Annotated in this window: 13 protein-coding genes, 1 tRNA gene, 1 other RNA gene and 4 pseudogenes; 11 read left to right on the top strand and 8 right to left on the bottom strand. The window is 41.4% G+C overall.

Annotated features, from left to right (window positions below):
* Nucleotides 1-271 precede the first annotated feature (271 nt).
* The 4 genes and pseudogenes from C232_RS0116170 to treR all read left to right on the top strand — a co-directional run bounded on the left by C232_RS0116170 (nucleotide 272) and on the right by treR (nucleotide 2,762).
* Nucleotides 272-763: a PTS sugar transporter subunit IIA gene (locus tag C232_RS0116170; RefSeq protein ID WP_018665194.1), complete on the top strand. Its 492-nt coding sequence runs from the start codon at nucleotides 272-274 to the stop codon at nucleotides 761-763.
* A gap of 35 nt (nucleotides 764-798) precedes the next feature.
* Nucleotides 799-1,425, top strand: a pseudogene (locus C232_RS18890) (glucose PTS transporter subunit EIIB); the annotation flags it as partial.
* A pseudogene (locus C232_RS18885) lies at nucleotides 1,422-2,006 on the top strand (alpha-amylase family glycosyl hydrolase); the annotation flags it as partial. The pseudogenes C232_RS18890 and C232_RS18885, both read left to right, overlap by 4 nt.
* A 36-nt stretch (nucleotides 2,007-2,042) precedes the next feature.
* On the top strand, nucleotides 2,043-2,762 hold the full coding sequence (treR, locus tag C232_RS0116160) for a trehalose operon repressor (RefSeq protein WP_018665191.1): 720 nt from the start codon (nucleotides 2,043-2,045) through the stop codon (nucleotides 2,760-2,762).
* A 206-nt stretch (nucleotides 2,763-2,968) separates the two neighbouring features.
* On the opposite strand, the gene C232_RS0116155 is transcribed toward treR, so the two are convergent.
* Both C232_RS0116155 and C232_RS0116150 read right to left on the bottom strand, forming a co-directional pair.
* Complete coding sequence (locus C232_RS0116155; protein ID WP_018665190.1) at nucleotides 2,969-3,478, bottom strand: HEAT repeat domain-containing protein; 510 nt, start codon at nucleotides 3,476-3,478, stop codon at nucleotides 2,969-2,971.
* 812 nt (nucleotides 3,479-4,290) lie between these two features.
* Nucleotides 4,291-5,184 (bottom strand): thermonuclease family protein, encoded by an 894-nt coding sequence (locus C232_RS0116150; RefSeq protein WP_018665189.1) that lies wholly within the window; start codon nucleotides 5,182-5,184, stop codon nucleotides 4,291-4,293.
* Nucleotides 5,185-5,376: 192 nt separating this feature from the next.
* Here C232_RS0116150 and C232_RS0116145 point away from each other — a divergent pair, with 192 nt between their 5' ends.
* Together C232_RS0116145 and ssrS are read left to right on the top strand one after the other, a co-directional pair.
* Nucleotides 5,377-5,673, top strand: coding sequence for a rhodanese-like domain-containing protein (locus C232_RS0116145; protein WP_018665188.1), 297 nt, complete (start codon nucleotides 5,377-5,379; stop codon nucleotides 5,671-5,673).
* 50 nt (nucleotides 5,674-5,723) lie between these two features.
* Nucleotides 5,724-5,917, top strand: a non-coding RNA gene (gene ssrS / locus C232_RS19620) — 6S RNA.
* Nucleotides 5,918-6,263: 346 nt separating this feature from the next.
* Here ssrS and C232_RS0116140 read toward each other — a convergent pair.
* From C232_RS0116140 to C232_RS0116135, 3 genes and pseudogenes are all read right to left on the bottom strand, one after another.
* Nucleotides 6,264-6,337, bottom strand: a tRNA-Pro gene (locus C232_RS0116140).
* Between the two features lie 276 nt (nucleotides 6,338-6,613).
* Nucleotides 6,614-6,857, bottom strand: a pseudogene (locus tag C232_RS20315) (plasmid recombination protein); the annotation flags it as partial.
* 4 nt (nucleotides 6,858-6,861) lie between these two features.
* Nucleotides 6,862-7,752, bottom strand: a complete 891-nt coding sequence (locus C232_RS0116135) for a LysR family transcriptional regulator (RefSeq protein ID WP_026314648.1) — start codon at nucleotides 7,750-7,752, stop codon at nucleotides 6,862-6,864.
* 166 nt (nucleotides 7,753-7,918) lie between these two features.
* On the opposite strand from C232_RS0116135, the gene C232_RS0116130 reads away from it, so the two are divergent.
* The 4 genes from C232_RS0116130 to C232_RS0116115 all read left to right on the top strand — a co-directional run bounded on the left by C232_RS0116130 (nucleotide 7,919) and on the right by C232_RS0116115 (nucleotide 13,773).
* A complete protein-coding gene (locus tag C232_RS0116130) occupies nucleotides 7,919-9,133 on the top strand; it encodes an MFS transporter (RefSeq protein ID WP_026314647.1) in 1,215 nt (404 codons plus the stop codon).
* A 161-nt stretch (nucleotides 9,134-9,294) separates the two neighbouring features.
* Nucleotides 9,295-11,073 carry a sensor histidine kinase gene (locus C232_RS0116125; protein WP_018665185.1) on the top strand — a complete coding sequence of 593 codons (1,779 nt, stop codon included), beginning with the start codon at nucleotides 9,295-9,297 and terminating at the stop codon, nucleotides 11,071-11,073.
* Nucleotides 11,048-11,794: a LytR/AlgR family response regulator transcription factor gene (locus tag C232_RS0116120; RefSeq protein WP_018665184.1), complete on the top strand. Its 747-nt coding sequence runs from the start codon at nucleotides 11,048-11,050 to the stop codon at nucleotides 11,792-11,794. Before C232_RS0116125 ends, C232_RS0116120 begins: the two co-directional genes overlap by 26 nt.
* A 176-nt stretch (nucleotides 11,795-11,970) precedes the next feature.
* Nucleotides 11,971-13,773 carry a carbon starvation CstA family protein gene (locus tag C232_RS0116115; protein WP_018665183.1) on the top strand — a complete coding sequence of 601 codons (1,803 nt, stop codon included), beginning with the start codon at nucleotides 11,971-11,973 and terminating at the stop codon, nucleotides 13,771-13,773.
* Between the two features lie 323 nt (nucleotides 13,774-14,096).
* Here the strand turns inward: C232_RS0116115 and C232_RS20435 are convergent, their stop codons facing one another.
* Both C232_RS20435 and C232_RS18880 read right to left on the bottom strand, forming a co-directional pair.
* Nucleotides 14,097-14,222, bottom strand: coding sequence for a hypothetical protein (locus tag C232_RS20435; RefSeq protein WP_268869212.1), 126 nt, complete (start codon nucleotides 14,220-14,222; stop codon nucleotides 14,097-14,099).
* A gap of 41 nt (nucleotides 14,223-14,263) precedes the next feature.
* Complete coding sequence (locus C232_RS18880; RefSeq protein ID WP_235801552.1) at nucleotides 14,264-14,455, bottom strand: hypothetical protein; 192 nt, start codon at nucleotides 14,453-14,455, stop codon at nucleotides 14,264-14,266.
* 311 nt (nucleotides 14,456-14,766) lie between these two features.
* Between C232_RS18880 and C232_RS0116095 the strand changes: the two genes are divergently transcribed.
* Nucleotides 14,767-15,333, top strand: coding sequence for a YdhK family protein (locus tag C232_RS0116095; RefSeq protein WP_026314646.1), 567 nt, complete (start codon nucleotides 14,767-14,769; stop codon nucleotides 15,331-15,333).
* A 132-nt stretch (nucleotides 15,334-15,465) separates the two neighbouring features.
* On the opposite strand, the pseudogene C232_RS20065 reads toward C232_RS0116095, so the two are convergent.
* Nucleotides 15,466-15,709, bottom strand: a pseudogene (locus C232_RS20065) (IS4 family transposase); the annotation flags it as partial.

The raw sequence follows: 15,709 nt of genomic DNA, 5'->3' as shown, positions 1-15,709 counted from the left end.
ATATGTTTACCACAACAAGGGGAAGGTACTTTTTCCGCACCCCTAACCAAAAACACCAAGTTGAGTATTTTCAATTAGCTTATAATCTGATACAATAACCATAATCGTTATTTTTGGTGGGACATTCCCCGTATAGCTGATGGTACAGTTATACATCATGGGGGATGTCCTTTTCCTTTCTCAAGAATAAATACGAGGACATTATACTCGTCAAATTCCGGACAGGCAATACCGTCAACTTTCGGTTATTTTTGGATGTCAGAAACACAGTATGTTTAAATTGTTTAATAGAAAACCAACAGAAGAACATATTTTTGCTCCTTTAACAGGTGAAGCCGTTGCAATAGAAGAAGTACCGGATCCGACTTTTTCAGAAAAAATGATGGGAGACGGCGCCGCGATTAAACCGGCAGACGGAACCGTGGTTTCTCCTTTTGATGGGGAAGTCATCCAGGTTTTTCCTACTAAGCATGCGATCGGGCTGCGCGGCAAATCCGGAGTGGAAATCTTAATCCACGTTGGCTTGGAAACCGTTGCCTTAAATGGGGATGGTTTTGAAAGCCTTGTCAAAGCAGGGCAAAAAGTTAAAAAAGGAGAGCCGCTGCTGACCTTTAATCTTGAATTCATTAAAGAAAATGCAGCGAACACGATTACTTCCATTGTGGTCACAAACAGCGGACAAGGTGCAACCATTGATAAACATACCGGGGCGGAGTCTGTAGCAGGAGAAACGGAAATCATCACTGTCCATCTAAAATCTTAAAATGGATTTCGTCTTAAATTAGGGAGGAAAGGATCATGGCGAAGATCAGCAATGAATCTATCAAACAAATTATTGAATCTGTCGGCGGAAAAGAAAATATTGCAGCAGCGACACACTGTGTCACCCGGCTGCGTTTTGCATTAAAAGATGAAGGAAAAGTAGACAAAGAAAGACTGGAAAAAATTGATCTTGTCAAGGGTTCATTTTCTGCAAACGGCCAGTACCAGGTCGTCATCGGGCAGGGGACCGTCGATAAAGTCTACGATAAAATGATTGAACTGACGGGAATAGGAGAAGCTTCCAAAGATGACGTAAAGAATGAAGCGGCAAAGAAAATGAATCCGCTTCAAAAATTCGTTAAAATGCTTTCGGACATCTTTATTCCAATTTTGCCCGCCATCGTTACAGCCGGTTTGCTAATGGGCTTGAACAATCTGTTAACAGGCAAGGATATTTTCTACCATCATCAATCATTTATCGATGTGCACCAAAGCTGGGCCGGCCTGGCGGATATGATTAATATTATCGCCAATACCGCTTTTACATTTTTACCGGCATTAATCGGCTGGTCGGCCGTCAAACGGTTCGGCGGCAACCCGCTGCTCGGGATTGTACTCGGGACGATGATGATCCACCCGGACTTATTAAATGCTTATTGGGGGAAGAAATCGGTATGACCAACCCGCATTTTGACCGGATTGAAGACTATCGCGATGTTGAATCACTTAATCAGTATCAGATTTTAAAAGCAAAAGGAAAAAGCCACGCGGAAATCATGGAAATCCTGAAGCAGAAATCAAGAGACAATTCGCGCACACCGATGCAGTGGAACAGTGAAGCCCATAGCGGATTTACAACGGGTACGCCATGGATCGCAGCAGCCGGCAATTATAAAAAAATTAATGTTGAACAGGCGTTGAAAGATAAACAATCGATTTTTTACCATTATCAAAAGCTGATTCAACTGCGGAAAACATGCGATTTGATCACTTATGGCGATTACCAGCTGATTTTGCCGGATCATCCGCAGATTTTTGCTTATATCAGAAATGGCAAGGATGAAAAACTGCTGGTGGTCAATAACTTTTACGGAAAACCGGTGCAATTTAAATGGCCGGAAGAGATAGAAGCAAATTTCTCTCAAACGAAGATGCTGATTTCAAATTATCCGGATGCGCCACAGGATTTTCGTGCTTTTACACTCCGTCCTTATGAATCCGTTGTCTATCACTTAACGAAGTAATGGCAGAATATGCTACAATACAGTTGGTGAACGTGAATGAGAGAAAATAAATTCATTGCGATTTATAATGATCTGGTTGAACAAATCCAAAAAGGAGATTTGAAAGCAAGCAGCCTCCTGCCTTCTGAACATATATTGGCAGAGCAGTACGATTCGTCCCGGGAAACCATCCGCAAGGCGCTGAATCTTCTTTCCCAGAATGGCTATATTCAAAAAATAAAGGGGAAAGGATCTGTGGTCTTGGATGTGAAGAAATTTGATTTTCCCGTTTCCGGGCTCGTGAGTTTCAAAGAAATTGCCGAGAGCTCGGGAAAACCTTGGCGGACAAATGTGCATGAACTGGTGTTAATAAAGCCGGATACTGCCTTAAGCCGGCAATTGAACATATCCGGGAAAGAAGAAGTCTGGGAGGTCATCCGTTCCAGGGAAATTAACCAGGAAAAAATTATTTTGGACAAAGATTATATTAGAAAAGAATTTGTCCCAACGATCACAAAAGATATTTGTGAAGATTCCTTGTACAGATACTTTGAAAAAACGCTCGGCCTTGTGATCAGCTTTGCGAAAAAAGAAATCACGGTCGAAGAGGCAACGGCGGAGGACAGGGAGTATTTGGACATGAACGGCTACAACCATGTCGTCGTGGTAAGAAACCATGTTTACTTAGACGATGCAAGCCTGCTGCAATACACGGAATCCCGGCACAGGCTGGATAAATTCCGGTTCGTGGATTTTGCCAGGCGGGAGCACCATTAATCCGGATCAGAAGGCTGCAGAATCTTGCCGGCAGCCTTCATTTCTATTTGAAAGCATAGCACAACAAACTTTGAGCCCGGCTATGGAAAATTTAACTTTATACGATTGAATACTGCAAAGAATGATTGCAGTTCCTGATCTAAGCAAATGCATTTATCTTTTTCGAATAGTAATTGATTTGGAATCTTAGACATTCCCCTTTTCTTTTATTTTTCTTTTAAATGGTTTCCAATGACCTTACCCAATCCTTCGATTGCGGCTAAGTTTTCAAAGTCACTATCCCCATTTAATCTATATTCATTTAAAGCATTTACTACTGCCTCATCGGCTTCATTCGGATTAATCATGGTAATCGCCCAACTAGCCCAAAACCTGCTCTTCCCTTCTTGCTCTTTGACAACTGTCTTTAATTGCCCAAGGCTGCTTTCTCCAATTCTCAACAGACTCAGGGCTGCTGAGCTTCTTATTTCTTCCTGTTCATCCTGCAAACAATTGATCAATGTATTTATGGCATCTTTTGCTTGGGAGCCAATTTCCCCCAGTGTGACAATAGCCATTGTTTTCAGCGCTTGTTCTTCTGTATCTTCAATTACTTGTATTAATTGTGGTACTGCGAGTTGGGCTTTATTTTTCAGATTTGCAATCGCTGTGAATGCCTTTACTTTATCAGTAGATTTTAACCGTTCGATGTCTTTGTTTATCATATCATTATTCATAAACAGATCCTCCTTAAGCGATTAACTGCTTTATACTGTATACGAAATACCAAATACCAATGAAAATCCAAACGAATATTTTTAATGTATATAAAATGAACGAAACATTGCTACCCTGTTGCTTACTGTAAAAAGTAGTAATTATGCAAATTGATGCCAGGTCTTGATGTAAAAACTTAAGTTCATTTGATATAGCACATATGAAACGTAATAAAGGATAATCCCCCTAACAATTTAATCTCAGCGTCTCTCCATTTAATTCGGTAGAGGACAGACAAAAATTTTGTAGATAGAGGCCGATGACTTTTTTGAAGTTTCCCACCAGTTTAGCTTTTCCGCCAGTAATAGTGAGATTCGCAACTTCACGCGAAGCATTGCAGAATGAATACCGTAAATTACAAGCGTTTGCTTATTGTAAAGGCACCTAATTGGAATGTAGTAGTTGGCAGATTCTGTAAGAAACAATGGGGTATGAAGCAGACCAGCCTTCCGGGCCGAAGTAATGGGGTGGATCTGGATATGCAGTTAAATCATCTTCAGTAAAGGATTGGTCCGATAACAATATCTATTCATTTTACACCAATATTATATACAACTTCCTGGTTAATTTCAATAAAAGATTCTAAATTTTGTCTATCTTGGATGTTGCCGCCCAGCTCGTGAACATTCCTATTCCACTCAAAACCAGGAATTCATTAGGATTGATTGTTCATATTGAGTATTCTGATTTAGGGGCTGTCTTATAGTCAACCCGACTTTGGGGCAGCCCCGTTATTTTATTTCACCTGCCATTGGCATTTCTATCGCCGCTGCTAGTAGCGTTCACATGCGTATCCGTCTTTGTCGCCGTCCATTTTTGGCTGGTAGGCGGGGCTTTTACTTGAGACGCCGTTCGGGTATTTTTTTCGCAGTTCTGTGCAGTTTTGAAAATGGCCGGCGGCAGTGCTTGAATTTAAATTGTTGCTCTGTTTGCTGGAAGCGGCTGAGCCGGTTGTGCTACTTGCACGCGCAGCAGAAGCAGAGGAGCCGCTGCCATTTTCGCAGCCGCTGAACCCGCGATTGGTTGCGTAACCTTTTTGCGACCAAATCCGAAGCGACTGGTTTTCTGCCCGCTGTTCAGCCTGATTAAATTGATTCAAATATTTATAGGGCGGATCATAAACATAAGCGACGCGGGCATAGCCTTCTTTCAGCAATTTTTCCTGCACCGATTTTCCGTTGACAAAGACATAAGCAAGCAGGCGCCCATATTTATCGCGCTGGGAGCCGTTGTCAAATTCGATCGTCAATTTGCCGCTTTTGACAAGTTGCTGATTGCGGTAAGACGCTGCTTTCGCATAAGGCTGCACACATTGCCCCGGTTTTTTCGATTCCGGGGTGTCGATCAGCAAATAGCGCACCGTCTCTTCTCTGCCGTTGTACCAGATTTTAATCGTATCGCCGTCAACCGTATCGGCAAGTTTTACAGGGATTTGGTTTTTCCCGCTGTCTGATACGTATGCATCCCGATTGGACGCAGGATCACCGTTTTTGTTGTTGGTATCGTTTGCCTTCTGGCTGTTTTCAGTTTGTTGTTCTTGCGGTGTTGTTTCCTGTTTGTTTACAGTACTGGTTCTGTTGCTGGTATCTTCTGTTGTATGATAGAAAGCCGCTATCACAATGATGACTGCAACAGCAGCAAGCCAGCCCAGTTTTCTTATTTTCATTTCTTTTCTTTCCCCTTTTATTAAAGTCTGTTTCTATTCTACCATGAAAAAGAAAAAATCGCGTAAACCTGTTTTGTTTGATAAAATACCTGATGGGGAATATGATATTTTTATTTTCCGTGTCAGCTTATACGCTGTAAAGGGATCTTTATACCCCGCAATGAATAAACGGGTAAAATTGGGAGGATGAACATGAAACAAATTGCAGCACAGGAAGTTGAAGAAAAGTTGGAAAAAGGGGAGCGGCTTCATATTTTAGATGTTCGCGAAACAGATGAAGTGGCGGAAGGAAAAATACCGGGAGCCGTAAATATTCCGCTCGGCCTGTTGGAATTCCAGCTGCAGGATCTGGATCGTTCACAGCATTATATTGTCGTTTGCCATTCCGGCGGCCGCAGCTTCATGGCGTGCCAGTTTCTCGAAAGCCGCGGATATGATGTTGCCAATTTAAACGGCGGCATGATGGAGTGGACCGGCAAAACCGAGTAAAAGAAAAAAATTCCTGTTGATTTTAGCATAAGAAACAGGTAATATAAATATACAAGCTGCGTTGTGCGTAATGTTAATAAAGTTTTAACCTTTAAACTGTTATAGGGAGTTTTACATCGGAACCGGAATGCCGGGCCTCTGCCTACAGGGCATGGAGGAAGGCATGAACGTTCTTGCGAGCACCCACTTTGAGGAGTGTGGTTAAAAACTTTCTTACTTAAATTACGGCAATGGCGGCCGATACATAGCCATTAACCCCGGTTCACGTTTGTGGGCCGGGGTTTTTAATGACCATATATGCCGAAAATCATGAAGGCAAATTTTCTTATGCTTTTTACTAACCAGGACGCTTGATAATGTGCTACAGATTATATTGTGTTCGAAAAAAATGGCTTACTGATAGTGATGAGGATATTTTGCTCGTGAATTTCGGTTATGGTAGCATTCATTTTTTAGTGCTGAATTGTTGGCAAATTGTTGACTAAACTCGTCAACAACGGGCATATTCAACCCAAAACCAACTGAAAACAAAGCCCAATAGAAAATAAAAAAAACTTGATGCATCCGCGATACATCAAGGGTTTTAGTAGTCGGGAAGACAGGATTTGAACCTGCGACCCCTACGTCCCGAACGTAGTGCTCTACCAAGCTGAGCTACTTCCCGTTAGATGAAAATTTCATTCTCTCTCAACCACGAATATTATTCTACAACAATAGTTTTCGCTTGTCAAAGCTTTTTTTCTCCCATTAATAAAAATTTTTCGTTGCGTCTTATAATGAGACAGTATCATTTTTGTTTTTACAGACGAAAGATATCAGGATTTGATCTGTATCAAGCATTCCTTACTTCTGGTCTTCTCTATAATGAATCTTGTAAATCATCATACTGCTTACTCTCTTTAGACATATGTTTTTCTGTCTTAGACACTCATTCTTTCGTGCTTTCTAAAGCACTCGCGTATTCTTTGTATTGGGGGGGCGTTAATGTATTTATGGTGAGCCAACGTTGGCTCTTTCAAAGTTAGGAATATCGATTTTGCTAAGTCCTCAATGTAAGCTATTTCTAAATCCTTCCAATTTCCAATAAGCTTCGTTCCTTTACCCGAAATCCCTTATTGCGTTAGGGCTTTATCCCTACCGACACGCTTTGTTAAACCTCTCTTGCTTTCGAAATTTGGAACATATTTTTCATTCTCTCGCGATATCGCGGAAATGTTCCAGTACAAATTGTTTAAATTTCCCGGTTGCGGGGGATAAATATCTTCCCTCCATCCAGGCAATTCCAATTGTCCGGTAAAACTTTGAATTTTGGATCGGTATTTTGGCAATTTTGCTTTGATCGATTCCCTTTAAATCAGGCAAAATGGAAATGCCTAAGCCGGCTGCGACAAGACCTGCGACAGTATCTGCCTCTTCTCCTTCAAACAAGATACGAGGCGCCAATCCCGCATCTTTAAAAATCTTTTCGACCATCATCCGCAATGAGTACCCCGCTTTTAAATGAATAAAAGGCTCGTCTGCCATTTCCTTTAAAGTGACCATTCCGCGGGCAGCGTATTTATGGCCTTTTGGGACAATGGCAAACAACTCCTCTTTCCAAAGCTGTTTCCATATGATTGGGGATTTAAATTTCATGGGGGCCATCAAGCAAAGATCCAGTTCTCCCGATTCCAGCTGTTCAACCAGTGTATGGGAAGGGCCCTGCCCAAGACGGAAATCTATTTTCGGATAAAGGTTGCGGAAAGAAGCAATTAAATCCGGGATATAGTTGGTACTCAAAGTGTGCAGAAAGCCAAGGGCAACTTGTCCCCGGTCAGGATCAAGCATATCCTGGATCTCTTTTTTTCCTTCATTCAATTCTTTTAGTATCCGATTAACGCGTTTTAAAAAAATATGGCCATACTGGTTCAAACGAATGGAACGCCCCTGCCGGTCAAACAGCGGGACGCCGATTTCTTCCTCAAACCTTGCAATCGAGCGGCTCAGTGCCGATTGCGAAATGGACAGCGCTTCAGCAGCATGTGTCACGTGCTCCATCTGTGCCAACGTTTGGAAATACTCAAATTGCTGCCATTCCATTTCTGTCATCACGCCCCTATCGTCTTCTTATTACACAATTGCATAAAAAACATGATAATAATGAATTATACATCTAATAAGAGCGGTGATACAATAACAGTACAATAATTTTGGATGAAAAGAGATGGAAAAGGATGCAAATCAGCAATTTTATGGTGGTCTGGATATGAGTTATATACAACAGGGGACACCGCTTTTTCGTAAGATCAGCTTTGCCTTCTTTGCCGCCGGTTTTAATACTTTTGCGATACTGTATTGTGTACAACCGCTATTACCTGAGTTTACAAAGGCTTTTGAGATTAGCCCGGCTACTGCAAGTTTGGCACTCTCCGTTACAACGATGGTGCTTGCTGCCAGCATGCTGATTTTCGGTTCTTTGTCTGAAGTATGGGGGCGAAAGCCAATCATGGTGATGTCGATGCTCGCTGCTTCTGTATTTTGTATCCTCACTGCGTTCAGTCCGAATTTCCATTTTTTGATCGTGTTTCGGCTGATTGAAGGCATTGCATTGGCAGGCCTGCCCTCCATTGCGATGGCTTATCTTGGGGAAGAAATTGAACCTAAAAGTCTGGGAACTGCAATGGGGCTGTATATTTGCGGCAATTCAGCCGGGGCTGTGTCCGGCAGAATTTTATCGGGCGTATTAAGTGATTACTTTGGCTGGCATATTGCGATAGCCGGGATTGGGTTTATCAGTTTAGCTGCTACTTTGGTCTTTTGGAATAGTTTGCCGCCTTCCCGTCATTTTAAAGCCCGCCAATTGGAAATTGGAAACTTGGCAAAGTCATTAATCGGCCATTTGAAAGATCCCGGTCTTGTTTGCCTGTTTCTTCTGGGCTTTTTGCTTTTAGGGACTAATGTCGCGCTGTTCAATTATATTGCATATGTATTGCTCGGGAAGCCCTATTCACTAAGCCAGTCTTTTGTAAGCTGGATCTTTTTGATCATGATTTTTGGCATGTTTAGTTCTGTGTGGACAGGAAAATTGGTGAATCATTATGGAAAACAGAAAGTGTTGTTTTTTAATCTGCTCATTGCATTAATTGGAGTTTGTTTCACTTTAAACCCACTGTTAATCATGAAAATAATGGGGCTCGGCTTTTTTATCTTTGGATTCTTTGGCGGGCATTCCATTGCAAGCAGCTGGGTCGGACAGCGGGCCCTGCATAACAAGGCACAAGCTTCTTCATTATATTTATTTCTTTATTATACAGGTTCAAGTGTGGGCGGCACACTCGGCGGATGGTTTTGGTCCGGATTCGGATGGAAAGGTGTCATCGGCATGAATGTTGGATTTCTTGCGATTGGTTTTCTTTTATGGGCTTGTATTACAAAAATAACGCATGAACCGAAGAAGGTTATGGAAGTAAAATTAAATTAATATTCTTTACTTTACTCCTTGGAAAACAAAAATTACCACGAAAAAGAGGGATTCGGCCTGCTTTTTCGTGGTAATTTTTGATATCATATAGATAAACAAAATACTATTCTAATATTATGGCGGCGATTTCCTAAATACTGCGAGTGAAGGAAGGAATGAGGATGGTCGCTTTATTTCCACTCTTGCTGGAACGTGTAGGGATCCTTATTATTGTTGCATTTGTTTTATCTAGGATGAAGTCCTTTCGCCAAGTTATTCATGATGAACACGGTCTAAAGGAAAAAATCATTATGGTCATTATTTTTGGCCTTTTTTCAATAATCAGCAATTATACCGGGATAAAAATCAACCATGGAACGGTTATCTCCAATGGATGGATAAAAGATGTCAATAGCAGTGATGCAATTGCCAATTCCAGGGTAATGGGGGTAGTCATTGGTGGTCTGCTTGGAGGTCCGGTCGTCGGGATTGGCGCCGGTTTTATTGCTGGTCTGCACCGGTTTTCTTTAGGCGGTTTTACGGCAACAGCCTGTTCCATTTCAACGATATTGGCAGGGGTTGTCACCGGATTTATAGGAAAACGCTATAAAATCCACGGAAAAGGATCTACGTGGAAGGCTGTAATTATCAGCATCCTCATGGAATTTGTTCAAATGGGAATTATTTTAGCGCTGGCAAAACCATTTGATGATGCATGGCATCTTGTCCAAATGATTGCCTTGCCGATGATTTCCATAAACGGATTCGGAACGGTATTATTCTTATTAATTATTCAGGAAATCATCCTTAACGTAGAGCGAACTCGCGCCTTGCAAACTCATAAAGCGCTGTATATTGCCCAGCAAACATTGCCGTACTTTCGCAAGGGCTTACATATGGATTCATGCAAAAAAGCCGCAGAAGTAATCTTTAGATGGACGGATGCAGACGCGATTGCGATCACGGACCGGCATAAAGTCCTTGCTCATGTCGGGGCGGGATCGGATCATCATTTACCGTTAGGAGAGGTGGGGACGCAGCTAACAAAAAATGTTTTGGAACAGGGAAAGATCATGATCGCCAAATCTTCCAAAGAAATCCGGTGTTGGAAGAAAGATTGCCCGCTTCATGCTGCAATCGTCCTTCCACTGAAAGTTCATTCGAAAACAGTAGGGGCTTTGAAGCTTTATTTTAAGAATGCCAGTAGACTTGACCAGGTGGAAATGAAATTGGCAGAAGGTTTAGGAAAATTATTTTCAGATCAATTGGAAGTGGCAGAGGTTGAAAGGCAAAAAAGGCTGTTAAAGGATGCAGAGATTAAAGCGTTACAAGCGCAAATCCATCCCCATTTTTTCTTTAATGCAATCAATACTATTTCCAGCCTGGTTAGGACCGATTCAGATAAGGCCAGGCAGTTATTAATCCAGCTAAGCATCTTTTTTCGCAGCAATTTGAACGGGGCTCGCCAAATGCTGGTTCCGCTTGAAAAGGAACTGGAACATGTAGAAGCCTATTTATCATTGGAACAGGCCCGCTTTCCGGATCGCTACCATGTCGAAATCGCGGTTGCCCCATCGTTAAAGCAGGTATTAGTACCGCCATTTACGCTGCAGCCGCTTGTTGAAAATGCAATCCGCTATGCCTTTCAAAAAACAAAAACAGGGACTGTTAAAATAAGCGCATTCGAGGAGGGGGACTTGATGGTGCTGCTCACAGAGGACAATGGTCAGGGTATCCCGTCTGACCGCCTTCAAACATTGGGGGATAAAACTGTTGAATCTTTAGCGGGAACCGGAACAGCCCTCTGGAATATCAAAAAGCGAATTGAAGAAATTTATGGGCAGCGAGCTTTTTTTACAATTAACAGCGAATCTGGCAAAGGTACAAAAGTTTTGATTAAACTGCCTTTAAATGAAGAAAACCGGGGTGAAGAGAATGTTAACAGCATTCATAGTGGATGATGAGCCATTAGCAAGGGACGAACTGATCTATTTACTAAAACGAAGCAAGCAAGTTGAAATAGCCGGTCAGGCAGAAAGCATCGAAACGGCATTTGATAAGTTGAAAGACATGGATGTTGATGTGATCTTTTTGGATATTCAGCTTGGAGAAGAGAGTGGGATTAACATTGCTAAGAAGCTGAATCAACTCGGGGATCCTCCAATGATTGTATTTGCAACGGCATATGACGAATATGCCCTAAAAGCATTTGAACTAAACGCACTTGATTATCTTTTAAAACCATTTGATGAAAAAAGAGTGCAGCAGACAATTGAAAAATTAGTCAAACAGATCAACGGCACTGAGCAAAGGTTTAAATTTCCTTCTGGGGTCCAAGCTATTCTTGCCAATCAACCTGAAAAATTGGCGCTTACGGTGGATGAAAAGATCGTCCTTATTAATGTAAACGACATTCTATACATTCAGGCAAATGATGGAAAAACTATGGTTGCAACTACAAAGAACAAGTACTATGTTCATGATTCGTTGGTTACTTTTGAAAGAAAGCTGGAGCAGTCCTCCATTATTCGTGTGCATCGCGCTTTTCTTGTAAATATCAATAGCATTGTCGAAATTGAACCATGGTTTAATTCTACCTATAACCTTATTCTGGTTAATAATGAGAAAGTGCCGGTCAGCCGGACCTATGTAAAAGAATTGAAACAGCTGCTAGGATTCTAGGCAGCTTTTTTTATTTTTTGAAAAATTTTCCTCCCCATTCACTCTTCTCTATGCATTTCAATCATGCCTTTTTGCACTTCAACTATCGCTTTTTGCATTTTGCCCTGAAAACAAAATATAAGCGTTATCCTTTTGGTAAAATTAAGCCGGATCAAATAGATGAGGAGGTTTTAGATATGAATGCGATTACGATTGTAATTGGTTCCGTCTGTATTTTAATGATTGCTTACCGTTTATACGGTACATTCATGGCAGCAAAGGTAATGAGATTAAACGAATTAGATCAAACAGTGCCGACGCCTTCACATGAATTTGATGATGGAAAGGATTACGTTCCAACCAATAGATGGGTAGCATTTGGGAACCACTTTGCAGCCATTGCTGCTGCTGGTCCGCTGGTCGGTCCAGTTCTGGCTGCACAATTCGGGTATTTACCAGGATTGTTATGGCTGTTAATTGGTGCGGTGGTCGGTGGTGCAGTTCATGATGCGGTTGTGCTTTATGCATCCATGTTGAAAAAAGGGAAATCTTTATCGGAAGTTGCGAAAGAAGAATTGGGTCCAGTTGCCGGCTTTTGCACTGGTATAGCAATGTTATTTATTATTACTATTACAATGGCCGGACTTTCAATGGTTGTTTTGAATGCATTGTCAAATAATCCATGGGGAGTATTTGCAGTTGGGATGACGATTCCAATTGCTATGCTTGTTGGCATTGCATATCGGATAACGGGAAATTTAAAAGTAACCACAACAGTTGGATTCATTCTCATTATGGTTTGTGTATTTATAGGCCCATATATTAAAAATTCGCTTCTTGGTCAATGGTTAACACTTGATTATAATACATTAGCACTTATTCTGCCAATTTATGCATTCTTGGCGGCAGCACTGCCGGTTTGGCTATTGCTCGCGCCGCGTGGGTATTTAAGCACCTTTATGAAAATCGGTGTATTTGCTGCGTTGATTATTGGAGTGTTTGCGATCAACCCATCGATTCAGATGCCAGCATATATAACAAGGTTTGCTCACGGCGGTGGACCAGTTGTTGCCGGACCGGTTTGGCCGTTTATCTCGATTACCATTGCCTGTGGCGCGATCTCCGGCTTCCATGCCTTTATCAGTTCAGGGACATCTTCTAAAATGTTAAACAAGTGGAAGGATATTAATATGGTCGGTTTTGGTGCCATGTTAGTGGAATGTGTGGTCGGAGTCATGGCATTAATTGCTGCAACTTCCCTGCAGCCTGCTGATTATTTTGCCATTAACTCAGCCCCTGAAGTCTTTAAGACATTGGGAATGCACGTTGATAAATTACCACATCTTGCACAAGAAATCGGTCTTAACCTGGAAGGAAGGACAGGTGGTGCCGTAACACTGGCCGTTGGCATGACCTATATATTTACGAGTATTTCATGGTTTTCTAAACTATCTGCCTATTTTTTTCAATTTGTTGTTATGTTTGAAGCCGTCTTTATCTTATCGGCAATCGATGCCGGAACCCGTACGGCCCGTTATCTAATCCAGGATTTCTTTGGTGCCATCTTTAAACCTTTAAAAACAACTACTTGGGGTTCCGTCCTGGCTAGTGCAATTGCATCCGTTATTTGGGGTTATCTGCTATTTTCCGGCAATATCAGCTCTGTTTGGACACTCTTTGGTGTATCGAACCAGTTAATGGCCACCATTGGTTTGACTATCGGCGCGACGATTATTCTCAGATATGCGAATAAACGCCGGTATATGCTAACCTGTCTGATCCCGCTGGCTTATCTGTACGTGACGGTTAATGTTGCCGGATATTGGATGGTGAAACACGTTTATCTGAACGCTGCAGCATCAGGTTATAACGTATTGAACGGCATACTATCCGTGATTATGCTTATTCTGGGTCTGATCATTATGGTTACAGCGGTCAGGAACTGGGTTATAACGTGGAATGCTCCGCAGAGAAGTTTTGAAGAATCACATGCCGCATAACCAATACAAAATGAACAGTACAGAAGATTTAAAAAAGAGTCACCTTATGAAGGTGACTGATGCTATCCGCGCGGGCAAACTGAAATTTTCATCATGCTTTCTGGAAGATCGTAAACAAAAAAATGCAGCTGGATAGGAGTTTTATGCCTATTCCTTTTTCTTCTCCCCGGCAATAAAATAACTTTGCCCCTGGTCCCGGAAGAGATTTCGGAATCGGGGGTTTTGTAATGCCAAATACAGCGGTTTTCTTTGGAATAAGGCCGGCTGATTCTAAAAAATTGATAAAACATAAAGGGCAGGCTGTTTCTGCCTGTCCAAGCTGCTCATTTTTGCTTACGTAAAGCAAGTTTAACTGAAAAATAAACAACAACCCCAATGGCTGCTAAATTCAGCAGCCAACCGAATATTCCATATCCCATCATCATGCCATAGCCAAAGCCGCTCATCATCTGTATCCTCCTTCTATCTGCATTAATTCAGGCCGGCCTGTTTAGTGGCAAGCATTGTACATTTGTTTCAATTCCTTGTCGGATAAATTTGGATGTGCTTTTGCCATATAAGATTTCATTTGGTTGAATGAAGGCGTATGGCCATTATTGGTTTCAGCAGCATATACACCTGTTCCGGCTCCTAAAATGACAACTGTTCCCAAAACTGGAATGATCAATTTTTTCATTTTCATCATTTTATCCCTCCTTCTTTCCTGATTCTTTTATCATAAATGGAAATTATGAAGTTTCTATGGAGAAGTGATGTGGAATTTGTGTAATAGTGTATTGGTAAAAGGAAAAGAAATGCAATCTGGCAGTAAAATTGAAATGGCAGCACTGACTAAGATAACCCGTTTTTTTCAAAGACCAGACTTTACATAGGAAAACTATCCATTCAAACAATATTTTTCCAGTATAAACAGTAAAATGCATCATTTCTGCACAAATGATAGGTATCCTTGAATAAACAAATTTAGAAAAATTATAAGGAGGACTTTGGATGATGAAAAAATTATTAGCAGGCATTTTTTCTCTTGCAATTCTCTTCTCTTTGGCAGCATGTGGCAATGAAAATGGCAATGGCAACGAAAAATCTGTGAAAAGCGAAAGTACGAGTTCCCAATCTCACATGGAAATGAATCATTCCGGATCAAGCAATGTACCAAAAGGAATGAAGGAAGAAAAAAATCCAAAGTACAAAACGGGTAGCCAGGTTATCATTCACGCGGATCATATGGAAGGGATGAACGGCGCAAAGGCAACCGTAAAAGCTGCCTATGCGACAACAGTTTATATGGTGAATTATAAGCCGGAAACAGGCGGGGCTGAAGTGAAAAATCATAAATGGGTTGTTCAGGAAGAAATCAAAGCGGCAGGGAAGAAGACGTTAAAACCCGGGACAAAAGTAACATTGGAAGCAGATCATATGGAAGGCATGAAAGGGGCATCTGCTGAAATTGTCTCCTCTAAAAAAACAACGGTTTATATGGTGGATTACACACCGGCAAATGGGGGAGAAAAGGTAAAAAATCATAAATGGTTAACAGAGGACGAACTCGCTGTTAAATAGTCCTAAATATTATTAATGAAAAAAGAGCTTGCCCAAGAAGGAAGCTCTTTTTTATTTATCGGCTAAAACTTGAAAGTGCGAAAATCGTGCAAACCCCTTGTCACCACTGCGGTTACCCCGGCTAATTTAGAGCTAAGCTGCTTTAATTAGGTGTTTTTGATAGCTGACAGGTAACTTTTTTAAAAATTGCTCAATAATAGTATTTAGTACTTCTTCACAAAGGATATACTCATCCTTAAAAGCTTCTTTAAATAAATCAATCAATTGTTGAATCGCTTCTGCGAAGGTGACGTCAGTAAGTTCATCAACCATGAGATAAAACAACTCACCCAGGGTCCGATCATCTACCTGTTCACGGTGTTGGACTGCAAGGATT

It is taken from the genome of Heyndrickxia acidiproducens DSM 23148, from assembly GCF_000374345.1.
In the GTDB taxonomy this organism is placed as follows: domain Bacteria; phylum Bacillota; class Bacilli; order Bacillales; family Bacillaceae_C; genus Weizmannia; species Weizmannia acidiproducens.
Note: the sequence above shows the minus strand (reverse complement) of the source record. Positions and strands in the feature narration are given on the sequence as shown.

What these genes read in the sequence shown, in the direction of transcription:
- C232_RS0116170 (WP_018665194.1), top strand. Translation starts at nt 272, where the DNA reads ATGTTTAAATTGTTTAATAGAAAACCAACAGAAGAACATATTTTTGCT.
- treR (WP_018665191.1), top strand. Translation starts at nt 2,043, where the DNA reads ATGAGAGAAAATAAATTCATTGCGATTTATAATGATCTGGTTGAACAA.
- C232_RS0116155 (WP_018665190.1), bottom strand. Translation starts at nt 3,478, where the DNA reads ATGAATAATGATATGATAAACAAAGACATCGAACGGTTAAAATCTACT.
- C232_RS0116150 (WP_018665189.1), bottom strand. Translation starts at nt 5,184, where the DNA reads ATGAAAATAAGAAAACTGGGCTGGCTTGCTGCTGTTGCAGTCATCATT.
- C232_RS0116145 (WP_018665188.1), top strand. Translation starts at nt 5,377, where the DNA reads ATGAAACAAATTGCAGCACAGGAAGTTGAAGAAAAGTTGGAAAAAGGG.
- C232_RS0116135 (WP_026314648.1), bottom strand. Translation starts at nt 7,752, where the DNA reads ATGGAATGGCAGCAATTTGAGTATTTCCAAACGTTGGCACAGATGGAG.
- C232_RS0116130 (WP_026314647.1), top strand. Translation starts at nt 7,919, where the DNA reads ATGAGTTATATACAACAGGGGACACCGCTTTTTCGTAAGATCAGCTTT.
- C232_RS0116125 (WP_018665185.1), top strand. Translation starts at nt 9,295, where the DNA reads ATGGTCGCTTTATTTCCACTCTTGCTGGAACGTGTAGGGATCCTTATT.
- C232_RS0116120 (WP_018665184.1), top strand. Translation starts at nt 11,048, where the DNA reads ATGTTAACAGCATTCATAGTGGATGATGAGCCATTAGCAAGGGACGAA.
- C232_RS0116115 (WP_018665183.1), top strand. Translation starts at nt 11,971, where the DNA reads ATGAATGCGATTACGATTGTAATTGGTTCCGTCTGTATTTTAATGATT.
- C232_RS20435 (WP_268869212.1), bottom strand. Translation starts at nt 14,222, where the DNA reads ATGATGAGCGGCTTTGGCTATGGCATGATGATGGGATATGGAATATTC.
- C232_RS18880 (WP_235801552.1), bottom strand. Translation starts at nt 14,455, where the DNA reads ATGAAAATGAAAAAATTGATCATTCCAGTTTTGGGAACAGTTGTCATT.
- C232_RS0116095 (WP_026314646.1), top strand. Translation starts at nt 14,767, where the DNA reads ATGAAAAAATTATTAGCAGGCATTTTTTCTCTTGCAATTCTCTTCTCT.